The sequence below is a fragment of the Streptomyces sp. NPDC057743 genome (assembly GCF_042798755.1).
Lineage (GTDB): Bacteria > Actinomycetota > Actinomycetes > Streptomycetales > Streptomycetaceae > Streptomyces.
Map to the genome: position 1 here is coordinate 176,186 of NZ_JBHVJX010000007.1, position 23,681 is coordinate 199,866.

Genomic DNA, 23,681 nt, shown 5'->3' on the forward strand with positions numbered 1-23,681 from the left:
CGTTGCCTCTGCTGACGTCGGCCGGTTTGCCGGTTCGGTCGGTTCGGTGGGTGTGGTCGGGGGTGGGGTGGGGTTCAGCGCGCGGGCCAGTTCCGCAACAGGGCGTCAAGGGCGTCCAGGGTCCGTGACCACGACTCCTGCGAGTCGGGTGCGCTGTGACTGAACCCACCGGCCAACTCCAGGCTGACGTAGCCGTGGAAGACGCTGCCCAACATCCGCACGGCGTGGGTCTGGTCCGGCTCCGTCAGGTGGTAACCGCGCAGGATCGCCCGCATCATCTGCGCGTGCTTGACGCCCGCGCTCGCCGCCGCGGTTTCCGGGTCGAGCCTGAACTGAGCGGCGGCGTAGCGGCCGGGGTGTTCCTGGGCGTAGTCGCGGTAGACGTTGGCGAAGGCGGTCAGGGCGTCCCGGCCGGCACGCCCCGCCAGGGCCTCGGCGGCCCGGTCGGCGAGTTCTTCCAGGGCGAGCAGGGCGATCTTGGTCTTGAGGTCGTGGGAGTTCTTCACATGCGAGTACAGGCTCGCGACCTTGACGTCGAACCGCCTGGCGAGCGCCGAGGCGGTCACCTGCTCGAACCCCACCTCGTCGGCCAGCTCGGCTCCCGCCCGAACCAGGCGTTCCGTGGTCAGCCCTACGCGCACCATGACGGTTGCCACTTCCTTCAGTGTTCTAGTTTCTTCCTAAAGGCTTTAGGTGAATGAGTGTAGCACTTAGGTGTCGATGGCTACCGTGTGTATGTGCGCGCACGCGGATACGGGTATGGGCGTGCGTGGGGGCGTGCACGCGGGCGTGGTCGTGGGTGTGCTGGTCATGGGCCTGGGTGGGCGTGCAGTCGTGGCGGGGTGCCGCTGGGGAGGGCAGCTGCGCCCACCTCCCCACCGGCACCCCGCTTCACCGCTCCGCCAATAGCCGGCCGCTTCCCCAACCCGCCGCGTCAGAGCGCCACTTGGATCAGACCGCGGCCGGTCTCAGATCACTGCCTGGATCAGGCAGGCGTGGGTGCCGGCTGCCGTACCGTGAGCGCGTTGACGCGGATCGCGCACTGCGCGACGTCGTCCACGGTGAGCGCGCCGACCCTGTCCGGGCTCAGCGCGAGCGTGACGTCGATGCAGAAGGCGACGGCGTAGAGGAAGCCCTCGGTCTCGTCGTCCTGGAGGGCGAACAGCAGGTTGTAGCGGTAGCTGGTGTTGTCGGGGGAGTCGCCGTGGAAGGAGAGGTGCGCGGCGTCCTGGTCGCGCAGGCCGACGAAGACCTCGGTGAGGGCGGCCTCGGCCTTCTCCCAGAAGGCGGGGTTGTCGAAGGGGTGGGGGAGCGCCTGGCGGACGGCCTCCCGGAGCGACATCACCATCACGCCGATCGGTGCGGTCTCCTGGAGGCCCCAACCACGGACCGTCTTGACGGTGACTCCTTCGGGAACGGCGCTCGCGGCCCGGCTGACCTCGCCGAAGTCGACGTCCGTGGCTGCCGGCGCGATCGCGTGCTGGAACGTGTCGGCAACGGCCTGCACCCGTTCCAGGGCGGCGGGGCCCACCTCGAAGACCGTCTTGAACGGTGCCTTGAAGGCCGTCTTCGCGGCGGTGGGCTGGTCGGACATGACTGCTCCTCACATGCGGGAAATCGCGTCGCGCCGACCGGAAGTATGCACCCGCGCCTGCTCGGTGGCGTCACCGCCCTCTCGTTACGCCCGGCGCCCCGACCGGAGGTGCGGCGGTGAACGCACCTGACGGCCCGTCACCGTACGGGGTCAAGAACCCGACTGGGCGGCCCCCGTGACCGCGGTGCTCCGACCACCCCGCCTGCCTGGCTCGCCCCGTCCCCGCAACCCCGGCGTGAGGGCCCCCACCGTCGCGACGGCCGCCAGACACAGCACTCCACCGCTGACCAACGCCACCGTTCCCGACGTCGCGTTCGCCACCAACCCGCCCCGCATGTTGCCGAGATCGGGCCCGGCCTGGCCGACGATCTGTTCCGCGGCGCCGACCCGGCCCAGCAACGCGTTCGGGGTGTGTGACTGGACGATGGCGCTCCGGGACACCACGGAAACGGTGTCTGCCGCACCTGCCAGGACCAGACAGGCCAACGCCAGCCACCTGTTGGGCGCGAGGCCGAACAGGGCGAGTGCCAGCCCCCAGCCCGCCGAGCCGCCGAGCATGACCAGACCGGGCCTGGGCAGCCTGGTGAACGTCCCGGAGAAGAGCGAGGCGGCGATGCCGCCGATCGAGACCGCGGACAGGAACAGGCCCAGCGTCCGTGGACTGTCCCCGAAGCGTTCGGCGTTGACCAGCGGGAACAGGCTGATCGGCATCGACAGCACGGTGGTTGCCAGATCCGTCAGCAGCGCCCCGCGAACGGCGGGCGTGCGGACCAGGAAGGCCAGCCCGTCCGCAACGTCCCGCAGCCCGGCCCGCGCCGATGCCGCTGCCTCCTCCCGTCCCCCGCCCGCTGCGATCGGCGGCAGCCTCAACGCCCCATACAGCGCGCCGGCGAAACTGAGCGCGTCGAGCGCGTAACAGGCACCGACTCCGGGCCCGCCCAGTATCAGCCCGGCCAGTGCCGGCCCGACCAACATCGCGCCCTGGAAGGAGATCCGTCGCAGTGCCAACCCGGCGGCCAACTGCTCCCCGGGCAACAGCGTCGGAACGAACGTCTTGGCCGCCGGTCCGCCGCCGGCCACGAAGCAGGACTGCGCCGCCACCAGCAGCACCACCCCCACCACAGGCATCCCGCCGACGAACCCCTGCACCGCCAACGCCACCGAACAGACGGCCTGGCCGGCCGTCATCGCGACGTAGCAGGTCCGCCGGTCCACGCGGTCGACGACCGCCCCCGCGAACAGCCCCAGCGCGATGAGGGGAACCGCCTGGGCCAGGGCGACCGCCCCGCTCCAGACGGTGCTGTGCGTCATCTGCCAGACCTGGAACATCACGGCGGCAACGGTCATTTGGCCGCCGAACCCGGAGAGCGTCTGGCCGGCCCAGAGCCGCCGAAAGGCCCTCGACGTCCGCAACGGCGTGACATCGATCAGCGCGCGCCTCATTCCCATGCGGGATCCGTCGCCAGCTGCTCCACGATCCGGTCGTGGAAGCTCTTGCGTTCCAACGCCCGCTCGATGTCGACGACGACCCGGGAGAGCGGATACGGCACCTCGGCCTCAAGTTCGGCCAGCGCGGCCTCGGTTGCCCGCCACTCCGCCGCCAACCGTCCGATGGCGCCGCGCGCCTTGTCCGTCAGTGCCACCTGCTTGCTGCGCGCGTCCTCGCCAGTCACGGTCTCGACCCAGCCGGCCGCCCGCATCGCGGCCACCTTCTGACTGAGCGCGGAGTGCGTCCGACCGACCGACTCGGCCAACGCCGTGATCGTCATCGGCCCACGGGCGTGCAGCCGCAACAACTCCCGCACGAAACTGGGCTTCAGCCCCTCGATCTGCCGCTCCGCATAGACCCGCTCGATCTCCGCGTCCATCCGCTCCTGCAACAGTCGCAGGGGGCGCCACAGACTCTCCTGACTGGGATCGTCGCCGGGGCCGGGGCCGGGGCCGGTGGTGGGGATGCCGCTCATGCCGCAACCATAACAGGACTTATATAAGTGCTGTTGTATTTCGCCGGGTCGCGCGGACCCCTCCGCGTGGACGTTGATCACCTCGACGGGAGCCCGCAAACCGCGTGAACGGGTTCATATAGGCTGCTCGCTCTATCTCTTGCCACCCGCATTGATCTGGGGAGTGCCCTGTGACCGTAGCGACCGCCGCGTCCGTAGCGACCGTCCCGCCCGTCGACGAGGCGCCGGAAGAAGAGAATTTCTGGGACGAGGGGGCGTCGTCCGGCGATGAGGTCACAGCGGGTGCTGCCGACGACTTGATCGTGCGGGATGCCCGCGAGTTCGGGGCGTACGCGCGGACCGGCGGCTGGGCGTTCGCGCTGAAGGTCGCGCGCAGCGTGCGGCCCGGGGGACAGGCTGCGGGGGAGACTTCGAAGGTCTCCGCGAAGGAGTTCGCCGAGCTGGCCGAGTGCTCGCCGGAGCGCGTGATGCGGTTCTACAAGGCGTGGGACATGGCCGCTGACGACGGTGTGGTCCCGCAGTTCGAGGCGCTGGCCCCCGGCGAGGACGTCGAGCTGCCGGACGCCGAGATGTGGCTCTCGTACTACAGCTCCCGCAACAGCGCCACGTCCGTGCGCGGTACCGCGATCACCGCTGCGGCCGAGGCCGAGGGCATCCGGCCGACCAAGGCCCTGGAGGTCGCGGAGAACCCCACCGCGCTGCGCGCCGCGATCCTCGCCGACCCCTCGACCGCCAAGGCCGCCCAGAGCGCGCTGCTGGACCGGATCAAAGAAGACCCGGCTCTCCAGGCGGAGTTGGCCCGCGACGTTCTCCGGACCGAGGGCCTCAAGAAGGCGGTGGCCACCGAGAGCCGGGCGGCCGACCGCATCGGATACGTGCGCCAGATCGCGGAGATGGGCCAGATCAAAACCCCGGCCGGGCAGACCGTCGACGCCCCCGTCGAACTCCGCGCGGAGGCCGAGCGACACCTGTCCCTCCTCGACGAACTGGATGATGACGAGGAGGCCGGTGAGTGGGTCACCGAGGCGTACGACACGGTCAAGGGCCTCGTGGTGCAGGCCGTCGAGACCGACCCCGAACTGCGCGTCCAGGAGCGCCGCACCAAGTTCTACAGCAGTCTGCAGAAGGCGACGAAGGTGTTTGAGGAGCTGACCTTCGACGACGCCGACGACATCTACGAGGACGACATGGTCCAGCGGCTGGAAGAGCTCCAACAGGCCATCGCCACCTGCATCACCGCCCTCCGCAAGGCGGCCCCCGCAGGCTGAGTGGCCGCGGCGTAGCCGGCCCACCGTCCGTCGCTTCCGCAACCCAGCAGCAGCGAATGGCGCGCCCGAGAACATGCAGGCGCTGCGCGACTCCGGGCTGTTCCGGGGCACCATCCCGCCGCGCTCCGGCGGTTGGCCTCGTCGGCCCGGGCCGCCCGCGCGATGGTCCGGATATGGCGGGGCTCCAACTGCGCGGATCCCTCATCTGGATGCGCAGCCTCGACCCCGCCACGTGATCACGGCTCCAACTCGGCTCTAGCTGGCGCTGGTTCGATTCCAGAAGCGGTGGGTGAGGCCGCTTGCCGAGGTCGCCGACTCGATGGTGAAGCGGTCCTGGACTTCGGCAAGCCCGTCCCACATCGACACCCCGGTGCCGAGGGTGATGGGCACGGTGACCAGGTGCATGAAGTCGACGAGGTCGGCCATCAAGAACTGCCGGACTGTGGAGGGGCCACCGCCGATGCGAATGTCCCGGCCGTTGGCAAGGTCCTGGGCGTGTGCGAGGGCGTCCTCGGGCGTGGCGTCGAGGAAGTGGAAGCTCGTACCGTTGTCGAAGGAGATGGGGTCACGTCGATGATGGGTGAGCACCACTACGGGCGTGCGGAAGGGGGGTTCGTCGCCCCACCAGCCTCGCCAGTCGTCGTCGGTCCACTCGCCGGTCTGCGGACCGAACTTGCCTCGGCCCATGATCTCGGCCCCGATGCCCTGCCCCCAGGTGCTCGTGAGAGCGCGATCGAGGGTGATCGGTGCATCCACGGCATCCACGCCGTGGATGAACCGCCCGTCGAAGTGCGTGAACAACCTCTCGGCGCCCCCAATGGGCTCGTCGAGCGTGATCGTTTCGCCTGCGCTGTAGCCGTCGAGGGAGATATGGAAGTTGTGCACGCGGACTTTGGCCATGCGGTCCACCTTCGGCAAGTGCTTGCGATCCGCAAGCGGTCAGGGTGAGCCTACGATGTTGCGCCCGGGGCGCTGCCGCCCCAGTCCTCCGGCGGAGCAGGTGAGCGGACACGTTCTCGAAGGCGGATCCGCAGCCTCCCACCAGCCCATTGATCACAACGCTTTCGGCTCGCGGCCCGGCCCGTCATCATGATCCCCATGACAAACCCCATCAACGCCAACGCCGATACCGGCGCCAACTCCAGTGGCAACAAGGGCACCGGCACCCAAACCAACACCCACGGCACCGCCCCGACGCGCATGAAGGCCGTCACCATCCCGGCCTTCAGGGGTGCCGAGGTCCTCACCGTCGCCGAGGTGTCGGTGCCCGAGCCGGGCCCGGGGCAGGTCTCCATCGATGTGGCGTACGCGGGTGCCAACTTCGCCGAGGTCCTCTACCGGCAGGGCGTGGTGGACGTGCCCTTGCCCTTCGTGCCCGGCATCGAGGTGTCCGGTCGGATCCGGGCGCTCGGTGCGGGCGTGACCGGCTTGACGGTCGGGGAGCCGGTTGCGGCGCTGACCATCGTCGACAGTGGCGGTTACGGCGAGGTGGCGGTGACCTCGGCCGAACTGGTCGCCCCGCTTGGCGTGCACGAGGGCCTGGGGCTGGACCGCGCCGCCGCGCTCCCGTCGAACAGCACCACCGCATTCGTCGTCCTCGATCGGGTGGCGCGCCTCCAGCCCGGCGAGAGCGTGCTGGTGCACGCCGCGGCGGGTGGCGTGGGCAGTCAACTCGGCCAGGTGGCACGGCTGTTGGGTGCCGGGCGGATCGTCGGGACGGTCGGCACCGCGGCCAAGTTCGAGACGGCCAAGGGCTTCGGTTACGACGAGGTGATCCTGCGCGACCAGGTGCCGGAGGCCGGTGAGTTCGACGTCGTGGTCGACATGGTGGGCGGCCCGGCGCGCCGAGCCAGTCTCGACGCATTGGCCCCGATGGGTCGGCTGATCGTCATGGGCAATGCCTCCGGGGCAGACGACGTCGGCCTCTCCGCCAACGAGCTGTGGTTCACCAACAAGACGGTCTCCGGCTTCAATCTGGCGGCGTTCTCCGGTGCGTTCCCCGAGGTGGCGGGTGGTGCGTTGCGTCGCGCGGTCGCCGCGGCGGCCGATGGCGAGCTGCGTGTCCAGGTCGAACAACTGCCGCTGGAGGAGGCTGTGGTGGCGCACCGACGCATCGAGTCCGGCACGACGACGGGCAAGTTGGTCCTCAAGGTCGCGGGGCCGGCTGCACACCAGGCCAACTGACGTACACGTACGACCAGGGCCTGTTCCATCGGACAGGCCGCTAGGAGCGGTTGGCGTTCGCCGTCCGTCCCGCCCCGTGCTGCCCGTCTGCGACCCTCAACACCGCCTCGGCGAGCTCCTGCGGTGAGCGGCCGTCGCCCGCGTCGAGGTGGTCCAGGTCAAGGCGGTGTACGTCGGCGAGCATGAGGGACTGGTAACGCTCCGTGCGGGCCAGGAACTTGTCCATCAGGTGCCGCTCGTCGGCGGTCGCGGCCGGGTAGTGACCCGCGCCGTGCACGCGGGTGCGGATGACGGACTGGTCCGCGGTGAGCCACACCGCCGCCGTGCGGGGGACGGACAACCCGGCAACCCGGGCGGGCCATAGCGCGGAGCCTTCCAGGACCAGTCCCGGTTCCGTCTGCTCCCCGGTTGCGCGGGCCGTGACCAGTTCCTCGATGCGGGGCCACAGCCGCCCGTAGTGGTCGAGAACCGAGGTGATCAACTCGTCCACCGGAAGCGAGGTGTAGTGCTCGGCGACATGGGTGGGAACGGGCCGTTCCGGCGTCCGCCAGGGACGGCCCGGATGCCTGGCCAGCCGGTCCGTCGACAGGCACGCGAACCCCAGCTGTCCCGCAACGACCTGCGCCACGGTCGACTTGCCGACGTTCGACGTCCCCCCGATGAGGACCACCCGCACCTCACGCATGCGGATGACCCTAGACCACAGCCTCGGGAGCGGGAGAGGGGCGGAGGTGCCGAAAGCGCGTTCCGCATGGCCTTCGATCCTCCCCCGCTCCGTAACCCAACGAGGGACCCACCCGGCTCCGGTCCCTGCGCCCGACGCACGGGGGGTCGTGCGGTGATCTGGTGGCTCAGGACGAAGGGCGCTCCCGCGGTAGCGGCGGCCACTCTCGCCGCGTACGTCGTGGCGATCCTGGTGCGGCAGGAAGCCATCCCCGTCCCGGCCGTCGTCGGCCCCTCCGGGACGCTCCTGGTCACGCAAATCCTGGGAGTGCTGCCCGTTGCCCTCCTCCTGCACGGCATCGACCGGGGCGACGCCTTCGCCGAGGAGGTCGCACTGCGTCACGCGGGACGCCGCAACCTCGCGCTGTGCGTCGCATTCGCCGCCCTCACCGTCGTGTTGACGACCGCGGTCCACCTCGTATGGGACCGGCCGGAGGCGGTGTCGCTGGCCCGCAACTGCGTCGGCTTCCTCGGCACCGCCCTCATCGTCCGCACCCTGCTCGGCCCGGGCATCGCCATGATCTGCGTCGCCGCGTTGCCGCTGGCCTGCGCGGCCGCCGGCCGACGACCGGGTGGCTCCGCCCAACCGTGGGCATGGCCCATCCAGGACGCAACGTCCCTCCTGGGCATCGGCGAAGCGGCCGTCCTTTTCGCCACGGGCTGCGCGCTCGCCCTGTGGCGCAACCGCCCACTCCTCAACCCCCTCACCCGCACCGGCTAAGCGGCAGTCACCAGCACCCGCACCATGTCCAGGTGAGCCCGAAGTTCGGCCTGATGCTCAGGCCGGGCTGCCGCTTCCCGGTTCCTGGCCTGGCTGTTGGCGTTGGGGAGGTTGGTCGGAGCTCGGCGCTGCGTAGGGTGGGAGGCAGACAGACAGTTGGACAGCCGCGTCAAGTAGGGGTGAGCGGACCGGTGTTGGGGAATGGCCGGGGGCTTGCCCGGGGCGCGATATACGGGGCGTTGGAGGAAGGGCCATGACGGAGTATCTGGAGTACGGCGAGGTGACGGCTGCGGCGGGGCGGATCGCCGGGCAGGTGCGACCGCTGGCGGTCGCGCCGTTCGATGTGGCGCCGTCGGGCGATTCCGGGGCGGTGTGGCTGGGGTTGGAACACCTCCAGTACACCGGGTCGTTCAAGGCCCGCGGGGCGCGGAACTTCCTTGAGGCACACCGCGCGGACGGGTCGCTGCCGGATGCCGGTGTCACCATCGCCTCCGGTGGGAATGCCGGACTTGCCTGCGCCTGGGCCGCGCAGCAACAGGGCGTCCCGGCAACCGTCTTCCTGCCACGGACCGCGCCCGAGGTGAAGGTGGCGAGACTGGGCGCGTACGGGGCCGATGTGCGGTTGGTGGGGGAGGAGTACGCCGAAGCGCTGGCGGCTTGCCGGGAGTTCGGCGCCGAGACCGGTGCGCTCGCCTCGCACGCCTACGACAACCCGCTGATCGCCGCCGGCGCCGGAACGGTGCTGGAGGAGTTCCGCGCCCGGGTGCCCGACCTGGACACCGTCGTCGTCGCGGTCGGTGGCGGCGGACTGTTCGCGGGCGTGGCGGCGGCCGCCCGACACCACGGCATCCGCGTCATCGCCGCCGAGCCGGAGCGGTGTTGTGCGTTGAACGCGGCCGTGCGGGCCGGGCAGCCGGTCGACGTCACGGTGGATTCGGTGGCCGCGGACTCGCTGGGCGCCCGGCGGGCCTCCGCGCTCGCCCTGCACGCCGCCCAGCAGGACGGCGTCTACTGCGTGACCGTGCCGGACGCCGAGATCGTGCGGGCTCGCCGGACGCTGTGGGCCGAACACCGTCTCGTCGTGGAACACGCCGCGGCCACCGCGCTGGCCGCCTACCATGCCTGGCAGACCAGCCAGCACGGTGAGACGGGTGCGGGTGCGGCTTCGGACGACTGGCCGCCGCGTGGGGGTGGAGTGCCTGGCGCATCAGGGACGACCGGCATCGTGCTGTGTGGGGCCAACACCGATCTCCGGACGTTGGGCGATGCGGTGGAGAAGGGGTGAACAGAGGCCGGCAGAACGGCAGTTGATGCGGTGGGTGGTGGGGTGGTCGGGCGGCCGTTCAGTGATTGACCGTGATCTCGATATGGGTCGGGGGAGCGCCGGGAGCGGTGACGGTGAAGGTCGCGGTGCCGGCCGCGTCGCCGGCGATCAGTCGGGGGGTCTCCGCGTATCCCTCGGGATCGGTGAGGACCGTCACGCTGGGCTCGCCGCTCCCGCCGTCCTCGAACAGGGCCTGCTGACTCATCGAGTCCCAGGCGAAGGTGACCGGGAGTTCTGCCACCGGCTGCCGGCTCTGACTGTCGACGACCCGGGCCTTGATCGGGTGGGGGAAGGGCTGGTGGTGGCCGGCGTGCTGCTCGGTTCCGCCGGCGGGCTGGATGGTGTACGTCCGGCCGTGGCCCGCTTCCGCGCTCATACCGCCTCCTGATCGGGTCCGGCTCGCCTCGTTGCGAGGTGCCGTGGTGACTGTGGGGTGCCGTCGTGTGCCGGCGTGTGCCGCCGTGTGCCGGCGATGCCAAGTGGGTGCCTGGGCCGGCCCGTGCAGGCACCGGGTTGGTCGTGAGCGCATGGTGAGCAGACCGGACAGCCCTGCAAGACCGGGCAGGGCCGTCCGAGCCAGGCAGGGCCGTCCGCCAGGCCGTCGCTACCAGTAGTGCCGTCGTCCGCCGACCGCATGCCCCAGCGTGCCGAGCAGCCAGAGGACCGCTCCGACGACGGCGAGGATGAGGCCGATCGTCCACAGCACGGAGATTCCGGTGAGCAGGCCGATGATGAGCAGAAGAATTCCGAGAACGATCACGACGCCCTCCGAGTTCGTTCCGATGCTTGTACGTGCCTTCTCTCACTCTGTGCCTCGGGTGGCGTAACGGCAACAAAACGAGAGGGGTGCGGTGCCGCGGCCGGCCCGGCGCGGCTGTACCTGCGGCCGCTGTTGCGGCGCGCCAGCCCCCGTGAGCCCCCGGAGCCGTCCGTCATCGGGTGCCTTTGAGCGAATACCGGCCGGTCGCGTTCGGTGGGCGCCGGGCGGTGATACCGGTCCCTTCAGCGCCGGTGGCACGGCCGGCGCTAAGGCCCGCGGGCGGGAGGAGGTGGCGGCGCAGCGTGCCGAACCCACCCCGTCCGGCCCGCAGGTCCAAGGACCGCGCGGTCGGCGCGCAGCGCCCCGTCCCGCGGCGGCGACCCTGGCGGACCGGCCGGACGCCGCGCCTCCGGCCGCGCGAGGCGGTCGCCGTGCCCCGCCCGTTGCGGGTCGCCGCCGCGTACGGGTGGCGGCTGCTGGTCGTGGGTGCCGCCGTCTACGTGGTGTTCATCGTGTTGGGGCGCTTCCACCTCGTCACCCTGGCGGTGTTCCTCGGCCTGGTGCTCACCGCCCTGCTGGGGCCGTTCACCGATCTGTTGGCCCGGTGGCTGCCGCGCTCCGCAGCCGTCACCGGCGCGTTGCTGATCGCGATCGTGGTGCTGTTCGGCGTGCTGAGCCTGCTGGGGGCCGAGGTGGCCACGGCCTGGCCCGGGTTGCGCCAGGTGTTCGCGGGCGGGGTGAGCAGGATCGAGCGGTGGCTCGAAGGGCCGCCGTTCCACCTCAAGCACGGGACCCTCGCCCAGTTCCAGACCTGGATCTCCCGCTTGGTGTCCAGCAATCGCACCAGCTTGATCAACACCGCGGTGAGCGGCGTGGGACGCCTGGCGGAGGCCCTGACCGTGGCGGTGCTGGCGGTGTTCTGCTCGATCTTCTTCCTGCACTCCGGCAGCCGGATGTGGCAGTGGTTCGGCGGCCAACTGCCGGAGCGCGGGCGCCGCTCGGTGCGTACGGCCGGCCGCGCGGCGTGGACGACCTTCACCGGCTACACCCGCGGCATCGTGCTGATCGCGGCGACCAACGCGGTCCTCGTCGGCCTGGCGCTGTTTGTCCTGGGCGTGCCGCTGGTGCTGCCGCTGGCGGTGCTGGAGTTCTTCGCCGCGTTCGTTCCGTTGATCGGTTCGCCGGTGGCCCTGGCGGTGGCCGCGGTGGTGGCCCTCGCCGCCAAGGGGCCGCTGGTGGCGCTGCTCGTCATCCTGCTGATCGTGGTCATCGGCCAGTTGGAAGGGCATGTGCTGCACCCCCTGGTGATGAGCCGGGCGGTGAGCCTGCACCCGGTGGTGGTGGCTCTGGCGGTGGTCTGCGGGGGCGTCACGGCCGGGGTGCTCGGGGCGGTCGTCGCGGTGCCGCTGGTGTCGGTGGCGTGGTCGGTGTACGGGGCGCTGCGCAGCTAGGACGTGTCCGATGGGTTGTGGCCCCGGCCATGAGCCATCGGACAGGCCCTGGGGCCCGGGTTGCCGAGCGGAAGCCGCCGGCTGGTGCTCGGGGCGGTTTGGGGCGAGGGAGCCGCGTCTTGGTCAACTCCCTCTTTCCGTAGGGAAGTTGGTTCACGAGGTGGGCCCGATGGCCGGCCGGCCGGTCGTCGCGGGCCTATGCTGCCCGCCATGGTGAGTGCGGTGGAGCAGCGGCAGGCGCTCGTGGATGCGGTGCGGGTCGCGCTGGAGCGGGACTGTCCCGGTTCGCGGACGTTGCTGCTGGGCTCGTTGGCGGCGGGCACCGCGGACGACTTCAGCGACATCGACGTGGAATGGGTCGTCCCGGACGGCGAGTTCGCCGGGTGTCTGGCGCGGATGGAGGGCGCGCTGGGGCGGGTGCGGCCGGTGGCCGAGGTGCGCTACGACCCCGACTTCCGCCACTCCGACCGGCGCCGCCTGGCGTTCGTCCGCTTCGCGCGGCTGCCGTTGTTCTGGCGGCTCGACCTCTCGGTGCGGGCCGAGTCCATCGCGGATGACGCCGACTACGACCGGGGCAATCCGGCGGCGCGGGCCAGTGAGGAAGAGTGGTCGCGGCCGGCCAGCGCCCTGGCCAACGCCGTCGGCGCGGTCAAGGCCCTGGCCAGGCACCGCCCCGACGAAGCTCGCGGCCTGCTCGACCGCGGCTTCGCCCGCATCGGCGTGCCCTACGAGGCGGGCGGCGAGCCGGACGTCCAAAGGGGCGAGGGTGCGACGGCCGCCGTGGGTGAGGACTGGGTCGCGGACATCGGGCGCCTGGCCCAGGCCGCGGCGGAACAGGAACCGCGGCTGCGGCCATTGGCCGACGAGATCGTGCGCCTGGCGGAGGACCACGGGCCCGGGTTCGTCCGCAGCTGAGGCCCTGTCCGATGGGCCGGGGCCGGGGCTCGCTCACCAGGGTGCGTGCTTCTGGTGGCGGGCGTTCGTCAGTGCGGTTTCGCGTTCGGCGAGCAGGGCGAAGTGCCGGACGTCATGGCCGCGTTGGCGCAGCCGGCCGACCGTTTCGTCGAAGTACGTCGGCTCGATGAGGGTCATCGGGGCGATTACCGGGCCATGTCCCGACCCTAGGGGGCCGGGGCGCCCTGCATCGGTGCCGAATCGGGTTCCGGCCGCGGTGCGGTGGCCTGCCGCTCCCGCCTGAGCGCCACGCGTCCGCGCACCACCCGCAGGCTGACCACCACCGTCGCCTCGAAGGCCAGCATCCCGCAGCCGATGGCGATGCCCGCGTCCCAGGCGGTGCCCCGGTCCAGTCCGCCGTAGCGCTCGAACAGCAGCCCCGCGCCGACCGAGAGCACGGGTGCCAGGCACAGGCCGACCAGGTGCAGTCGCCACTCCTCGCGGGCCCAACTCCGGCCGTTGCGGCCCGCGCGCCGTTGGCCGAGGAACATGACGGCGTAGGTCGCGGCGAAGGGGAGCAGATAGGCCGCGAGCAGGCGGTGGCCGGTCGGGCCCCGGCCCAGGTAGGAAGCGATGATCCAGGCGAGGGCCGGTGCGCCGGCCACATGGGCCGCGATGAGCACGGGCCTGGGCACCCATGTGCCGCGCATGCCGGGAAGACGGTCCCGGGCGTCCAACGCGCGGGAGGCGAGCAGCGCCCCGAAGACGACGATCGATCCGAGGTGCATGACGGCGACGCGGTTGACGTCAGACATGGAGAGGCCGGGCAGCAGCGCCGGGAGCGCGCCCCATTCGAGGCGTAGCAGTGGCGCCGTCATCAGGTAGGCGTAGCAGAGCAGCAGCCAACGCTGGTGCAGATCCGGGTAGTTGGTGACCGCGGCGAGGATGCCGAACGTGATGCTGGAGACCGTGCCGACCAGGATCGTGGCGAGCACGATCCAGAACGCCGGGCCGCTGAAGGCATCGGCCGGCGCGGTCCGGGCGAGGTAGACCGCGGCGCCCGCCATCGAGGCGTAGACGGTCAGCGCGAACACCACGCCCACGGCGCGGTGCAGCCGCCTGCGTCGCCGTAGTGCGGAGAGCAGTTGGACGGGCCCGAGCAGCATCAAGAGGCCGCCCAGCACTGAGTGGAGGACCATCGCGGCGAGGCTGTGGCTGTACGGCCCGATGCGGGTGGCCAGGGCGTCGGCGACATAGCGCGGCGACACTGCCCGTCCCAGCAGCCATTCGCCGATCGCGGGGGCGCCGTGGTGTGCGTACGGCCACAGTTCGGTCATCGCGATCGGCGCGTATGCCAGGCAGACGACGACCACGGCGATGGTGGCCGCGCGGCGCCAAGTGGCCTTCCCTGGACGGTTCATGGTGGCTCCCCGGATCGCGACCCTGTCCTGGGCCGGCCTGCCGTCCGCCTGGATCGGTTCGGCGTCTGACGGCCGACTGCGCCTGCCCTGGATAGTCCTAAGTGGACTATTGAGAAGGTAGGGGTGATCCATTGCGCGGTCAATGGCCCGTGCGTCGGGGGTGCGGATCATTCGCCGCGTTGTTCCACCCACTGCCAGAAGTCGATCGTCATCCGCTCGTACCGGATGCCGAACTCCAGCGCCTCGCGCTGTCCGCGGGTCAGCAAGTCCCCGAGGGTTTCGGCGAGTTCCTCGTACTCGGCGAGCGTGCGGCGGTGTTCGGCGAGCTGTGCGGGGGAGTGGACCTCGGGGCGGCCGCCGAACCACAGTTTCAGGATGCCGCGATCGCGCGCCTCGACAGGGGCGAAGGTCGAGTCGGACAGCCACTCCTCCAGTGCCGCCTTTCCGGCCGAAGTCAGCCTCAGCAGGCGCCGGTTGCGACCGCCCGACTGCCGGCACTCCGACAACAGGCCCGCCTCGACCAGCCGGTCGCACTGCGCGTAGACCTGTGCGTGCGGCATCGACCAGAACGGGGCCACCGTGCGGGCGGCCTCGACCTTCACGTCGTACGGACTGGCCTCGCCCAACTGGTCGATGAAGCCGAGCACGAGGTAGGACGGTGTGGTCAGGCGGGGTGCAGAGTCGGAGGAATCAACCATGTCGTGACCGTATCGCGAGGCGGGGGCCGGGCGTTGCGCCCGACCGGGCGGTCGATGAGTGCCCACGTACCGGCCCGCGTCCCGCCGTCAGCTGCGCCGCCCTCGTGGCGGCCGGCTGCTGTACCAGACCGTGACGATCACCAACGCGCAGCCCAATGCCTGGGTGACGGTCGGGCGTTCGCCGATCGCGACGCCGAGCCCAAACGCCATCACCGGCTGCAACAGCAACAGTGCGGCACCGACGTTCGGCGCCAGCTTCGGCAACGCGGCGGTGATCAGGAGCCAGGCAACCACCTGCCCGACGACGGCGAGCGTGATCAGCCAACCCCACGCCGGCCAGCCCGGGTTGAGGTCGATACCGGTCCACAGGCCGCCCAGCACTGCGGCCGTGCCGGCGGCCGCCGCGGTGGAGACGCACACCGGGGTGACGGTGTGCGCCCGCCCGCCTCCCAGCCGCATCAGGAACAGATATCCCGCGTACGCCACCCCCGCCGCAGTCCCGAAGACCACCCCGGCCACCGGATCGCTGCCCGGTTGGGGATTGCCGATCGCCCCGCTCGCCAGCGCCACCCCGGCCAGCATCAGCGGGATCAGCAGCACGAACCGCCGGGTCAGCCGGGTCCCCGACACCAGCCGGGCAAGCAGCGGGAAGACCACCACCTGGACGTTGAGCAGCACGGTGGAGACCGAGGCGCCCACGGTGAGCACGCTGGCCGCCCAGAACACCATGTCGATGCCGAGCAGCACCCCGGCGCCGAGGTCCATCGCCTGGTAGCGCCACGGCCGGGCGCCGACCCGCCGCACCTCCCGCCAGGCGAGCGGGACCAGCAGGAACAGCGCCAACGCGCAGCGGAGGAAGGCCGCCGTGCCCGCGTTCGTCGCGGAGAGCTTCATCAGGACGGCCGAGGCGGAGATGCACGCCGATCCGGCGAGGGCCAGGACGAGGGGGTTGCCGGCGCGGGCGAGCGCCGAGGGCCGTTGGGAAGTGGCGGCGGGGGGCCGTGCCGGCACGTCCGACGCGGTTTTCCCCGAAGTCAACGGCTCGTCTCGGTACGTCATAGGCCCACTGTGCCTGGCCGGACCATAAACAAAAAGCGACGATTCAAGCCCAATAATCGGTAGCATCCGTAACGTGTTCAGCATTGACCGGCTCCGTGCGCTTGCCGCCGTCGCCGCCCAGGGAACGATCGCCCAGGCAGCCCGGGCGCTGCACATGACGCCCTCCGGCGTCTCCCAGCAACTGGCCAAACTGGAACGCGAGGCGGGGCACCCCCTCCTCCAACCGCACGGCCGCAGCGTCCGCCTGACCCACGCCGGCCGCGTCCTGGCCACCCATGCCGATCGCCTGCTCGATCAACTTGCCGCCGCCCAGGCCGACTTGGCGGATCTCGGCAACGACGTCCTGGGTCCGCTCCGGATCGGCGGCGTCGGCAGCGCGGTGCGCACCCTGCTGCCCGACGCGCTCGCCGCCCTCGCCGCCGAACACCCCCGTCTCGCCCCCACGGTCGTCGACGGCGAGGCCAACGAGCTGCTGCCGCGCCTCCTCGACGACCAATTGGACCTCCTCCTCGTCGAGAGCTGGCCGACCCGCCCGCTCGCGGTCCCGCAGGGCGTCACGCTCCGCACCCTCACCAGCGAGGAGGTCTACGTCGCCCTCTCCGTGCACCATCCGCTCGCCGACCGCACCACCCTCGGCCTGGACGCGGACCTCGGCGGCCTGGCGGACACTGCCTGGGCCTGCTGCCCGCCCGGCACGGAGCCCCACGAGGCCCTGCTCCACGTCTTCCGCACCCGCGGCCTCGAACCGGACATCCGCTACCTCCTCGCCGACCACACAACCCAACTCGCCTTGGTCTCCCGTAACTTGACTGCCTGTCTGGTCCCCGCCATGTCCCGTCACCCCGCCCCGACCGGCGTGCGTTTCCTCTCCGCCCGGCCGGCCCTCCGCCGCGACATCGGCGCCGCCTGGCTCACCCGTGCCGAGAGCCCACCGATCCGTGCCTGTCTCGATGCGGTCGCGGCGGTTGCGGCGACCGTCACGGGGGCGTGACGGTGGTGTCATGACGGTGCGTCAGGCATCCGGGGCGTTGCCTGGCGCGGCAACGCCCCACAACATCCCCGCGGCTACGCGCCGGCCAGGCCCCGCAGCGTCTCCTGCACGCTCTGCTCCCAGTCGATCCGGTGGAAGTGGAGCGGGCGGAACATCTCCTCGGGCGCCGGGAACGACGGCCTGGGCAAGGCGCTCTTGCCCGCCTTGACCTCGTTGACGGCCGCGGCGTTCAGGCCGATGACCTCCACGCGTGGCCGGCGCAGCGCCTCGTAGGCGGCGAACGCCTCGCCGTGGCCGGGGAGATCGCGCAGGCAGCGGCCCAGCTCGACCGCGCTCTCGATGGCGAGCGAGGCGCCCTGCCCGGAGCTGGAGGACGGCGCGTGCACCGAGTCGCCGACCAGCACCATCCGCCCCCGGTGCCAGTGCGGGACGGACGGCATCCGCTCCATTTGGCCGACCACCATGAGCCTATCGGGATCGGTGTGCCGCAGCACATGCTCGCCCGGGAAGTGGCCGGCGTACAGCTCGCGCAGCTTGCCCAACCACTCGGCGGCGGGCACCCGCGCCAACTCCGCCTGGCTCGGCGGGTTCTCCGTCGGCAGCCCGGCGAACCAGATCAACTGCCCGTCCGGGCCCTGCCAGTAGCCCATGAAGACGCGACCGAACGCGAAGTACATGGCGTCCGGTTCGGGCTTGAGCTCCGCTTCGAGGCCGCGGTCCATCGCCGCGTAGCCGCCGAAGCTCAGCACGCCGCCGTACTCGGGCGCGGGTGCCTGGGGGTCGATCACGGTGCGGACGGTGGAGCGGATGCCGTCGGCGCCGATCAGCAGGTCGGCGGTCGCGGTGGAGCCGTCGGCGAACCGCGCGGTGACGCCGTCGGCCGTCTCCTCGGCGTCCACCAGCCGCTTCCCGTAGACGAACGGGACGCCCTCGGCGGTCGCATGGTCGGTCAGTGCGCGGAACAGTCGGTCGCGCGGCATCGCCATCGTGGCCGGCAGTTCGGGAAAGCCGTCGAACCTGGCGAAGTGGTTCCCGGCGCCGTCCGCCATCACCGAGCCGGGCATCGGCTGCCCGATCGCCCGCACCGCGGCATCGGCGCCGACCGTCGCCAGCGCCGCCAGCCCGTTGGGCGCCAGGCCGAGCCAGGCACCGATCCCGTCCGCCGCGGTCGGGTACGCCTCGTAGACCGTCGCCGCGATGCCGGCCCTGCGCAGCGCGAGCGCCGCCACCGGCCCCGCGACGCCGCCCCCGATGACGAGCGCGGTTCGTATCCCTGAGGCGTTGCCGCCGTTCTGGCCTTCGCCGTTGCTGTTCATGGCCCCTCCCAGATGGAGCGTCTGGATCGATCTTCCGAACGTGCCGGATCCGCGTGCCGTCTAGCGCGCCCAGTCATAGTTGCAAAGAAACTAGTCTCAATGCAACTAGTTCGCGTGTTGACTACGATGACCTGCATGACCGCCCCCGTGAAGAGCTCGCCGCTCGGTCTGACCGTGCTGGTCCTGCTGCACCACCGACCGCTGCACCCGTACGGCATCCAGCAACTGCTCAAGCAGTGGGGCAAGGAACAGGTGGTCAACGTCGGCCAACGGGCCGGGCTCTACCGCACCATCGAGCGGCTCCAGGCCGGCGGACTGATCGCCGTCCGGCACACCGAGCGGGACCAGCAGTACCCCGAGCGGACCGTCTACGAGGTCACCGACGAGGGCCGGGCGGTCACCCGCGAGTGGCTGGAGCAGATGCTGGCTGTGCCCAAGGCGGAGTTCCCGGTGTTCCCGGTGGCGCTCTCCAACATGCTGATGCTCACCCCGGACGAGGTGACGCCGATCCTGGAGCGGCGCCTTGCGCGCATCACGGCCCAACGCGCCGAGCTGGAGCGCCAGAACGCCGCAACTCCGGCTGGCCTCCCACGGATCGCACTGATCGAGAACGAATACCTCCTCGCCGTCCTCACCACCGAGGAACGCTGGCTGCGCGGGGTGATCGACGACCTGCGGGACGGGAGCCTCACCTGGTCCCCGGAGATGCTCGAAGCGTTCCAGGAGGCTGGAGAGACGGGAGAGGGCGGGGCGTAGCGAAGGGGGCGGTGGGAACGCGGCAGGCGCCGGGGATCGGAACGGGATCAGAACGCGGCGTTCACCAGCCGCATGTAGCGGGGCCAGTCCCACAGCGGGCCGGGGTCGGTGTGGTCGCTGCCCGGCACCTCGTGGTGGCCGATGATGTGTTGGCGGTCGACGGGGATGCGGTAGCGGTGGCAGATCGTGGCGGTCAGCGCGGCCGAGTGCTCGTACAACGCCCCGGTGAACCACTTGGGTTCGTCGACGCGCCCCTCGTGCTCCACCCCGATGCTGCCCCAGTTGTACTTGGTGTTGCCGGCGTGCCAGGCAACGTCCTGTTCGCGCACGCACTGGGCGATGAAGCCGTCGTGGGACCGCACCGTGTAGTGGGCGGAGGCGCGGTAGCCGGGGCGTCCGAACAGCATCAACGTGTCGGGGAAGGTCTCCTGCGTGACGTGCACGATCACCATCCGGATCGGGTGACCGGTCGGGCGGTTGGCGGGGGTGTAGTTGGTGGTGTTCGCCGGGACCCACTGCGCCCCGGGGTAGCCGGGCACGGTACGGGAGACGCTTGGGCTCGGGGCGTTGGAACGGGAACACGCCGTGGTGGCCGCGAGCGCCGCCATCCCCGTCATCAGGTGCCGACGGCTGAGTGTCTGCCCGTCGCCGTTCCTCGCCATCGTCTGACGCTCCCTCCGGCCGCCGCACCGCTTGCGGCGAGTGGCAATTTCCCCCGAAAACTACCGCCGACCTGCGCGGGGGCCGCGCTTCGACACGGGACCGGGGGTGGCCGTGCGGGGTGGCCGCACCGCCGGGTGGTCGTCACGCGCGGCCGGAATCGTCGGGGTTACGGTGCCTTGGGCGGGCGGTGTGCGGGGATGCCGGGGAGGGAGGCGACGTGGGTCGGGACGGGGCGGGCGTGCTCGGTGAGCACGTCGATGAACGCCGATGTGAGCGCGTCGGGTTGGCTGCGGGTGTACGCGGCGAGCGGTCGCCGGACCGGTGGGTCGGGCAGCAGGACCCGGGCGACGAGGTGTGCGGGGATCATGTTCGCGGGGAGCAGCGTGGGTCCGACGCCGGCCAGGGCGAGTTGGAGCGCGGCGGCCGTCTGTTGGGTCCGTGCCGCGACGCGCGGTCGGAATCCGGCGCTCTCGCAGGCGTGGTCGAAGATCTTCGACAGGCCATTCGGCTCGGTGAAATGGACCCATTCCCGTTCCGCGAGTTCGGAAAGGTGGAGTCGGGAACCCGCGCGCGACGTCAGTGGATCGTCGGGGGCGAGAACGACCACGAACTCCTCGGCCTCCAGGGGAAATATGACGCCCGGCCAGTCAATGGGCGGCGGCCCGATGGCCACATCGGCTTGACCGGCGCCCAAAGTGAGCTGGAGTTCGTTGTCATGCAGCTTTTCGACGAGTGACAGACGGACGCCCGGGTGCGCACTGCGCCATGCGCCCAAAACTGTCGGCAGCACCCCGAGACTGATCGAATGCAGCGTGGCCAGCCGCAACTCGCCGCCGCACGCATTGACCACGCGCAGCGCCGCCGAGTGCGCCTTCTCCACCTCGACCAGCGCGGCGCGGGCGTGCGGGAGCATCGCCCGGCCCAGCGGAGTCGGGGTGATCGGGCGCCCGCCGCGCTCGATCAGCGAGCCGCCGCAGGACCGTTCGAGGATCTGCAACTGGCGGGAGAGGGCGGGCTGCGAGACGTGCAGTCGTTCAGCGGCCCGGGTGAAGGAACCCGTCTCCACGATGGTCACCAGGTATTGCAACTGTCTCAACGTCATTGCCATGTCGGGAGGTTATAAGGTCGGCGTTCAAGCGGCTCTGGATGACCCGCACTTGGCGCCGTTCGTCAGCACGACCACACCGTCAAGTGACCAAGAGTAGATACCTCTTCACTGGATTTTCGGGTGCTGTCATCCGTTGCCATAAAGCGTTGAAGGGCGGTGGCAAGTCGCCGCGGGGTGCGTATTCGCATTCTTCTTTTGTTGCGCGCCGGCGTTGCCGAGGGCCCCCGGCGGTGGGCTGGACGGCTACGGCGAGCGGGTGTTGACAGGACTCGTAGAGTGGAGGGGCGGAACACACCCCGGTCCATGGGAGGCCGGGCGTACCCGAGTGGGGGGAAGAAAGGTGCGTGCCCGATGACCATCGGGCTCCTGTCTGCCGCCGGCGTCACCCTGTATACGGTGACGGTCTCCGTTCTCGCCTTCACCTCGGCCTTCGCGCGGCGCGCCGGGCTCAGGCGCGAGGCCCGCGCCACGTTGGCCGTGCTCCTCCTCGCCCGTGGCGCGCAGACACCGCGGCCGCGGGCCGGTGAGGGCGGCGATGTCATGCCGTGCCTTGGGGGCGACGGCAGGCGATGATGCTGTTGGGGTTCGCGCATCGTGCTCTGGTTCCTCCGGCGTGAACCCCAACAGCCGTGCTTCCACCTGCTGTGCTCCCAACGGCTGTGCTTCCAACAGCTACGTCTCCAACTGCTGGTTCTTTGACTGCCAGACCTTCGACAGCTACGTCTCCAACAGCTACGTTTCCAACGCCCGAGTGGGACAGTGAGGCAGACCCATGCGCATCGTGATCAGTGAGTTCATGAGCCTGGATGGTGTGGTGCAGGCGCCGGGGGGACCGGACGAGGACCGCGACGGTGGCTTTGCGCACGGCGGTTGGTCGCACCGGTTCTTCGACCCGGAGGTGGTGGGTGGGGCCTTCGCCAGCGCGTTGGAGGAGGCCCAGGCATTGCTCTTCGGGCGCCGCACCTGGCAGACGATGGCCGCGGCCTGGCCCGAGCGGGCCGGCGACCCGTTCGCCGACCGGATGAACGCCATCCCCAAGTACGTCGTGTCCAAGAAACTGTAGGCCGCCGAGGTGGCGTGGGAGAACACCCGGATCATTCCGGGCGACGAGGCGGTGTCGCGGATCCGTGACCTCCACGGGACGGACGGCGGCGACCTGTTGGTGATGGGCAGTCCCACGCTCGTGCGTACCCTGCTCGGCGAGGGACTGGTCGACGAGCTGCGCCTGGTCATCATGCCGGTGCTGCTCGGCGGCGGGAAGAGGATCTTCCCGGACGACGGGGTGCTGCGCGCACTGGAGTTGGTCTCCGCGGTCGGCGGCGCCACGGGCGTGCAGGTGTGCACCTATCGACCGGCCGCCGAGGGCTAGGGCGGCGGACCGGCCGTCCGTCGGTGTCAGAGGGGCAGTCTCAGAGGGGCAGTACGACGCGCATGTCGAGTCCGCCGCCTTCGCGGGGTTCGGCGGTGATGGTGCCGTCGTGGGCGCGGGCTACGGAGCGGACGATGGACAGGCCCAGGCCGACGCCCTTGTCGCTGCCGGTCCGTTCGGTGCGCAGGCGTCGGAACGGTTCGAAGAGGTTCTCCACCTCGTATGCCGGCACCACCGGTCCCGTGTTGGAGACCGTCAGTACGGCGCAGCCCGGCTGTGGCTCGGTCCGTACCTCGACCCAGCCTCCCTCGGCGACGTTGTAGCGCACCGCGTTTTGCACCAGGTTCAGTGCGATCCGCTCCAGGAGCACCCCGTTGCCCTGCACGAACACCTGCTGTCGCACACCGCGTAGCTCCACGCCCTTGGACTGTGCCTCCTGCCGCGTCTGTTCCAGCGCCTGGGAGGCCACCTCCGCCAGATCCACCGGCCGCTTGTCCACGATCTTGTTCTCACTGCGCGCCAGCAGCAGCAACCCCTCCACCAACTGCTCACTGCGCTCGTTGGTCGCCAACAGCGTCTTGCCCAACTGCTGCACCTCGGGCGAGGCCCCCGGATCGGCCAGCTGCACTTCCAGCAGCGTCCGGTTGATCGCCAACGGCGTCCGCAGCTCATGCGACGCATTCGACACAAACCGACGCTGCGACTCAAACGCCCGGTCCAACCGGTCCAACATCTCGTCGAAGGTGTCCGCCAACTCCTTCAACTCGTCATCCGGACCGCCCAATTCGATCCGCCGATGCAGATCCGACCCCGCCACCCGCTGCGCGGTCCGCGTGATCCGCCCCAACGGCGACAACACCCGCCCCGCCATCGCATAACCACAGGCAAACGCCACGATCGCCAGTCCGAGCAGCGTCAACAGCGAACGGTTGAGGAACTGGCCCAGTGCCAGGGCGTGTTGGTCCCGCACGCAACTGCTGATCGCCGCGTTGATCTCGTCGACCGTGCCGGACGTCGGCAGGACGGGGCAGCTGACGTTGCTGATCTTGAGGTTGCTGCCGACGACCCGGAAGTCCGGGGTGGCTTGCTTGAGGGTGTTGGCCGCCAGTACGCAGATGATCGCGAGCAGTACCACGCCGGCCATCAGGAACATGCCGCCGTAGAGCAGCGTGAGGCGCATCCGGATCGTCGGGCGCAGCCGGAACAGTCGTCCGGCGCGCCGCGGCGGATCGGGCGGCGGGCCCGGGGCGGGGTGGGTCGGGGTGGGCGCCGGCGTCGTGGGTGGCGGGGGAGCGGTCGCCACGGCGATCAGTCCCGGTGCTCCGACGAGGCGGGCACGGGGGCTGACGTCGGGATGACGAGTGGACGCACTGCTGTTCCTTTGTTCCTGCCTCAGATGTCCTGAGGCATAGAGAAG

General features: G+C 70.7%; 24 protein-coding genes and 2 pseudogenes. 10 read left to right on the forward strand and 16 right to left on the reverse strand.

Annotated elements, in window-relative coordinates; all coding sequences use genetic code 11:
* Positions 1 to 74: 74 nt before the first annotated feature.
* The 4 genes from ACFVFQ_RS10520 to ACFVFQ_RS10535 all read right to left on the reverse strand — a co-directional run bounded on the left by ACFVFQ_RS10520 (position 75) and on the right by ACFVFQ_RS10535 (position 3,558).
* Entirely contained in the window at positions 75 to 644 is a 570-nt protein-coding gene (locus tag ACFVFQ_RS10520; protein ID WP_383412028.1) for a TetR/AcrR family transcriptional regulator, read from the reverse strand.
* A 341-nt stretch (positions 645 to 985) separates the two neighbouring features.
* Entirely contained in the window at positions 986 to 1,594 is a 609-nt protein-coding gene (locus ACFVFQ_RS10525; RefSeq protein WP_383412034.1) for a Type-2Aa cytolytic delta-endotoxin, read from the reverse strand.
* Positions 1,595 to 1,744: 150 nt separating this feature from the next.
* Positions 1,745 to 3,043: an MFS transporter gene (locus ACFVFQ_RS10530; protein WP_383412041.1), complete on the reverse strand. Its 1,299-nt coding sequence runs from the start codon at positions 3,041 to 3,043 to the stop codon at positions 1,745 to 1,747.
* Entirely contained in the window at positions 3,034 to 3,558 is a 525-nt protein-coding gene (locus tag ACFVFQ_RS10535) for a MarR family winged helix-turn-helix transcriptional regulator (RefSeq protein ID WP_383412044.1), read from the reverse strand. The genes ACFVFQ_RS10530 and ACFVFQ_RS10535 overlap by 10 nt, the downstream gene beginning before the upstream one ends.
* 170 nt (positions 3,559 to 3,728) lie before the next feature.
* Between ACFVFQ_RS10535 and ACFVFQ_RS10540 the strand changes: the two genes are divergently transcribed.
* Positions 3,729 to 4,826, forward strand: a complete 1,098-nt coding sequence (locus ACFVFQ_RS10540) for a hypothetical protein (RefSeq protein WP_383412047.1) — start codon at positions 3,729 to 3,731, stop codon at positions 4,824 to 4,826.
* Between the two features lie 255 nt (positions 4,827 to 5,081).
* On the opposite strand, the gene ACFVFQ_RS10545 is transcribed toward ACFVFQ_RS10540, so the two are convergent.
* Positions 5,082 to 5,726 carry a dihydrofolate reductase family protein gene (locus ACFVFQ_RS10545; RefSeq protein WP_383412049.1) on the reverse strand — a complete coding sequence of 215 codons (645 nt, stop codon included), beginning with the start codon at positions 5,724 to 5,726 and terminating at the stop codon, positions 5,082 to 5,084.
* Between the two features lie 300 nt (positions 5,727 to 6,026).
* On the opposite strand from ACFVFQ_RS10545, the gene ACFVFQ_RS10550 reads away from it, so the two are divergent.
* Positions 6,027 to 7,010, forward strand: a complete 984-nt coding sequence (locus tag ACFVFQ_RS10550) for a zinc-binding alcohol dehydrogenase family protein (protein ID WP_383412362.1) — start codon at positions 6,027 to 6,029, stop codon at positions 7,008 to 7,010.
* 40 nt (positions 7,011 to 7,050) lie between these two features.
* Here the strand turns inward: ACFVFQ_RS10550 and ACFVFQ_RS10555 are convergent, their stop codons facing one another.
* Complete coding sequence (locus ACFVFQ_RS10555) at positions 7,051 to 7,695, reverse strand: hypothetical protein (protein ID WP_383412052.1); 645 nt, start codon at positions 7,693 to 7,695, stop codon at positions 7,051 to 7,053.
* 153 nt (positions 7,696 to 7,848) lie between these two features.
* Between ACFVFQ_RS10555 and ACFVFQ_RS10560 the strand changes: the two genes are divergently transcribed.
* Both ACFVFQ_RS10560 and ACFVFQ_RS10565 read left to right on the forward strand, forming a co-directional pair.
* Positions 7,849 to 8,454 carry a hypothetical protein gene (locus tag ACFVFQ_RS10560; RefSeq protein WP_383412055.1) on the forward strand — a complete coding sequence of 202 codons (606 nt, stop codon included), beginning with the start codon at positions 7,849 to 7,851 and terminating at the stop codon, positions 8,452 to 8,454.
* Between the two features lie 253 nt (positions 8,455 to 8,707).
* Complete coding sequence (locus ACFVFQ_RS10565; protein WP_383412057.1) at positions 8,708 to 9,739, forward strand: serine/threonine dehydratase; 1,032 nt, start codon at positions 8,708 to 8,710, stop codon at positions 9,737 to 9,739.
* A gap of 58 nt (positions 9,740 to 9,797) precedes the next feature.
* Here ACFVFQ_RS10565 and ACFVFQ_RS10570 read toward each other — a convergent pair whose 3' ends face one another.
* Positions 9,798 to 10,154, reverse strand: a complete 357-nt coding sequence (locus ACFVFQ_RS10570) for an Ig domain-containing protein (RefSeq protein WP_383412060.1) — start codon at positions 10,152 to 10,154, stop codon at positions 9,798 to 9,800.
* Positions 10,155 to 10,382: 228 nt separating this feature from the next.
* Positions 10,383 to 10,538, reverse strand: a complete 156-nt coding sequence (locus ACFVFQ_RS10575) for a DUF6131 family protein (RefSeq protein ID WP_383412063.1) — start codon at positions 10,536 to 10,538, stop codon at positions 10,383 to 10,385.
* Positions 10,539 to 10,969: 431 nt separating this feature from the next.
* Between ACFVFQ_RS10575 and ACFVFQ_RS10580 the strand changes: the two genes are divergently transcribed.
* Positions 10,970 to 11,989, forward strand: coding sequence for an AI-2E family transporter (locus tag ACFVFQ_RS10580; RefSeq protein WP_383412365.1), 1,020 nt, complete (start codon positions 10,970 to 10,972; stop codon positions 11,987 to 11,989).
* Between the two features lie 210 nt (positions 11,990 to 12,199).
* On the forward strand, positions 12,200 to 12,904 hold the full coding sequence (locus tag ACFVFQ_RS10585) for a hypothetical protein (RefSeq protein WP_383412065.1): 705 nt from the start codon (positions 12,200 to 12,202) through the stop codon (positions 12,902 to 12,904).
* Between the two features lie 51 nt (positions 12,905 to 12,955).
* Here the strand turns inward: ACFVFQ_RS10585 and ACFVFQ_RS10590 are convergent.
* The 4 genes and pseudogenes from ACFVFQ_RS10590 to ACFVFQ_RS10605 form a co-directional block, all read right to left on the reverse strand.
* A pseudogene (locus tag ACFVFQ_RS10590) lies at positions 12,956 to 13,099 on the reverse strand (ATP-binding protein); the annotation flags it as partial.
* Between the two features lie 11 nt (positions 13,100 to 13,110).
* Positions 13,111 to 14,304 carry a DUF2306 domain-containing protein gene (locus tag ACFVFQ_RS10595; RefSeq protein WP_383412068.1) on the reverse strand — a complete coding sequence of 398 codons (1,194 nt, stop codon included), beginning with the start codon at positions 14,302 to 14,304 and terminating at the stop codon, positions 13,111 to 13,113.
* 167 nt (positions 14,305 to 14,471) lie between these two features.
* Positions 14,472 to 15,002, reverse strand: coding sequence for a PadR family transcriptional regulator (locus tag ACFVFQ_RS10600; protein WP_383412071.1), 531 nt, complete (start codon positions 15,000 to 15,002; stop codon positions 14,472 to 14,474).
* Between the two features lie 87 nt (positions 15,003 to 15,089).
* Positions 15,090 to 16,061, reverse strand: coding sequence for a DMT family transporter (locus ACFVFQ_RS10605; RefSeq protein ID WP_383412074.1), 972 nt, complete (start codon positions 16,059 to 16,061; stop codon positions 15,090 to 15,092).
* 73 nt (positions 16,062 to 16,134) lie between these two features.
* Here ACFVFQ_RS10605 and ACFVFQ_RS10610 point away from each other — a divergent pair, with 73 nt between their 5' ends.
* The gene (locus ACFVFQ_RS10610) at positions 16,135 to 17,052 is read left to right on the forward strand and encodes a LysR family transcriptional regulator (protein ID WP_383412078.1); all 918 of its coding nucleotides are present in this window, start codon (positions 16,135 to 16,137) and stop codon (positions 17,050 to 17,052) included.
* Between the two features lie 74 nt (positions 17,053 to 17,126).
* Here the strand turns inward: ACFVFQ_RS10610 and ACFVFQ_RS10615 are convergent, their stop codons facing one another.
* Complete coding sequence (locus ACFVFQ_RS10615) at positions 17,127 to 18,368, reverse strand: FAD-dependent monooxygenase (RefSeq protein WP_383412081.1); 1,242 nt, start codon at positions 18,366 to 18,368, stop codon at positions 17,127 to 17,129.
* Positions 18,369 to 18,503: 135 nt separating this feature from the next.
* Between ACFVFQ_RS10615 and ACFVFQ_RS10620 the strand changes: the two genes are divergently transcribed.
* The gene (locus ACFVFQ_RS10620) at positions 18,504 to 19,124 is read left to right on the forward strand and encodes a PadR family transcriptional regulator (RefSeq protein WP_383412084.1); all 621 of its coding nucleotides are present in this window, start codon (positions 18,504 to 18,506) and stop codon (positions 19,122 to 19,124) included.
* A gap of 47 nt (positions 19,125 to 19,171) precedes the next feature.
* Here the strand turns inward: ACFVFQ_RS10620 and ACFVFQ_RS10625 are convergent, their stop codons facing one another.
* Positions 19,172 to 19,786 carry an N-acetylmuramoyl-L-alanine amidase gene (locus ACFVFQ_RS10625; protein WP_383412087.1) on the reverse strand — a complete coding sequence of 205 codons (615 nt, stop codon included), beginning with the start codon at positions 19,784 to 19,786 and terminating at the stop codon, positions 19,172 to 19,174.
* Between the two features lie 167 nt (positions 19,787 to 19,953).
* Complete coding sequence (locus ACFVFQ_RS10630; protein ID WP_383412090.1) at positions 19,954 to 20,895, reverse strand: LysR family transcriptional regulator; 942 nt, start codon at positions 20,893 to 20,895, stop codon at positions 19,954 to 19,956.
* A 351-nt stretch (positions 20,896 to 21,246) separates the two neighbouring features.
* On the opposite strand from ACFVFQ_RS10630, the gene ACFVFQ_RS10635 reads away from it, so the two are divergent.
* A complete protein-coding gene (locus tag ACFVFQ_RS10635; protein WP_383412093.1) occupies positions 21,247 to 21,468 on the forward strand; it encodes a hypothetical protein in 222 nt (73 codons plus the stop codon).
* A 199-nt stretch (positions 21,469 to 21,667) separates the two neighbouring features.
* Positions 21,668 to 22,264 (forward strand): annotated as a pseudogene (locus ACFVFQ_RS10640) (dihydrofolate reductase family protein).
* A 40-nt stretch (positions 22,265 to 22,304) separates the two neighbouring features.
* Here ACFVFQ_RS10640 and ACFVFQ_RS10645 read toward each other — a convergent pair.
* Entirely contained in the window at positions 22,305 to 23,567 is a 1,263-nt protein-coding gene (locus ACFVFQ_RS10645) for a sensor histidine kinase (RefSeq protein ID WP_383412096.1), read from the reverse strand.
* Positions 23,568 to 23,681: the final 114 nt, after the last annotated feature.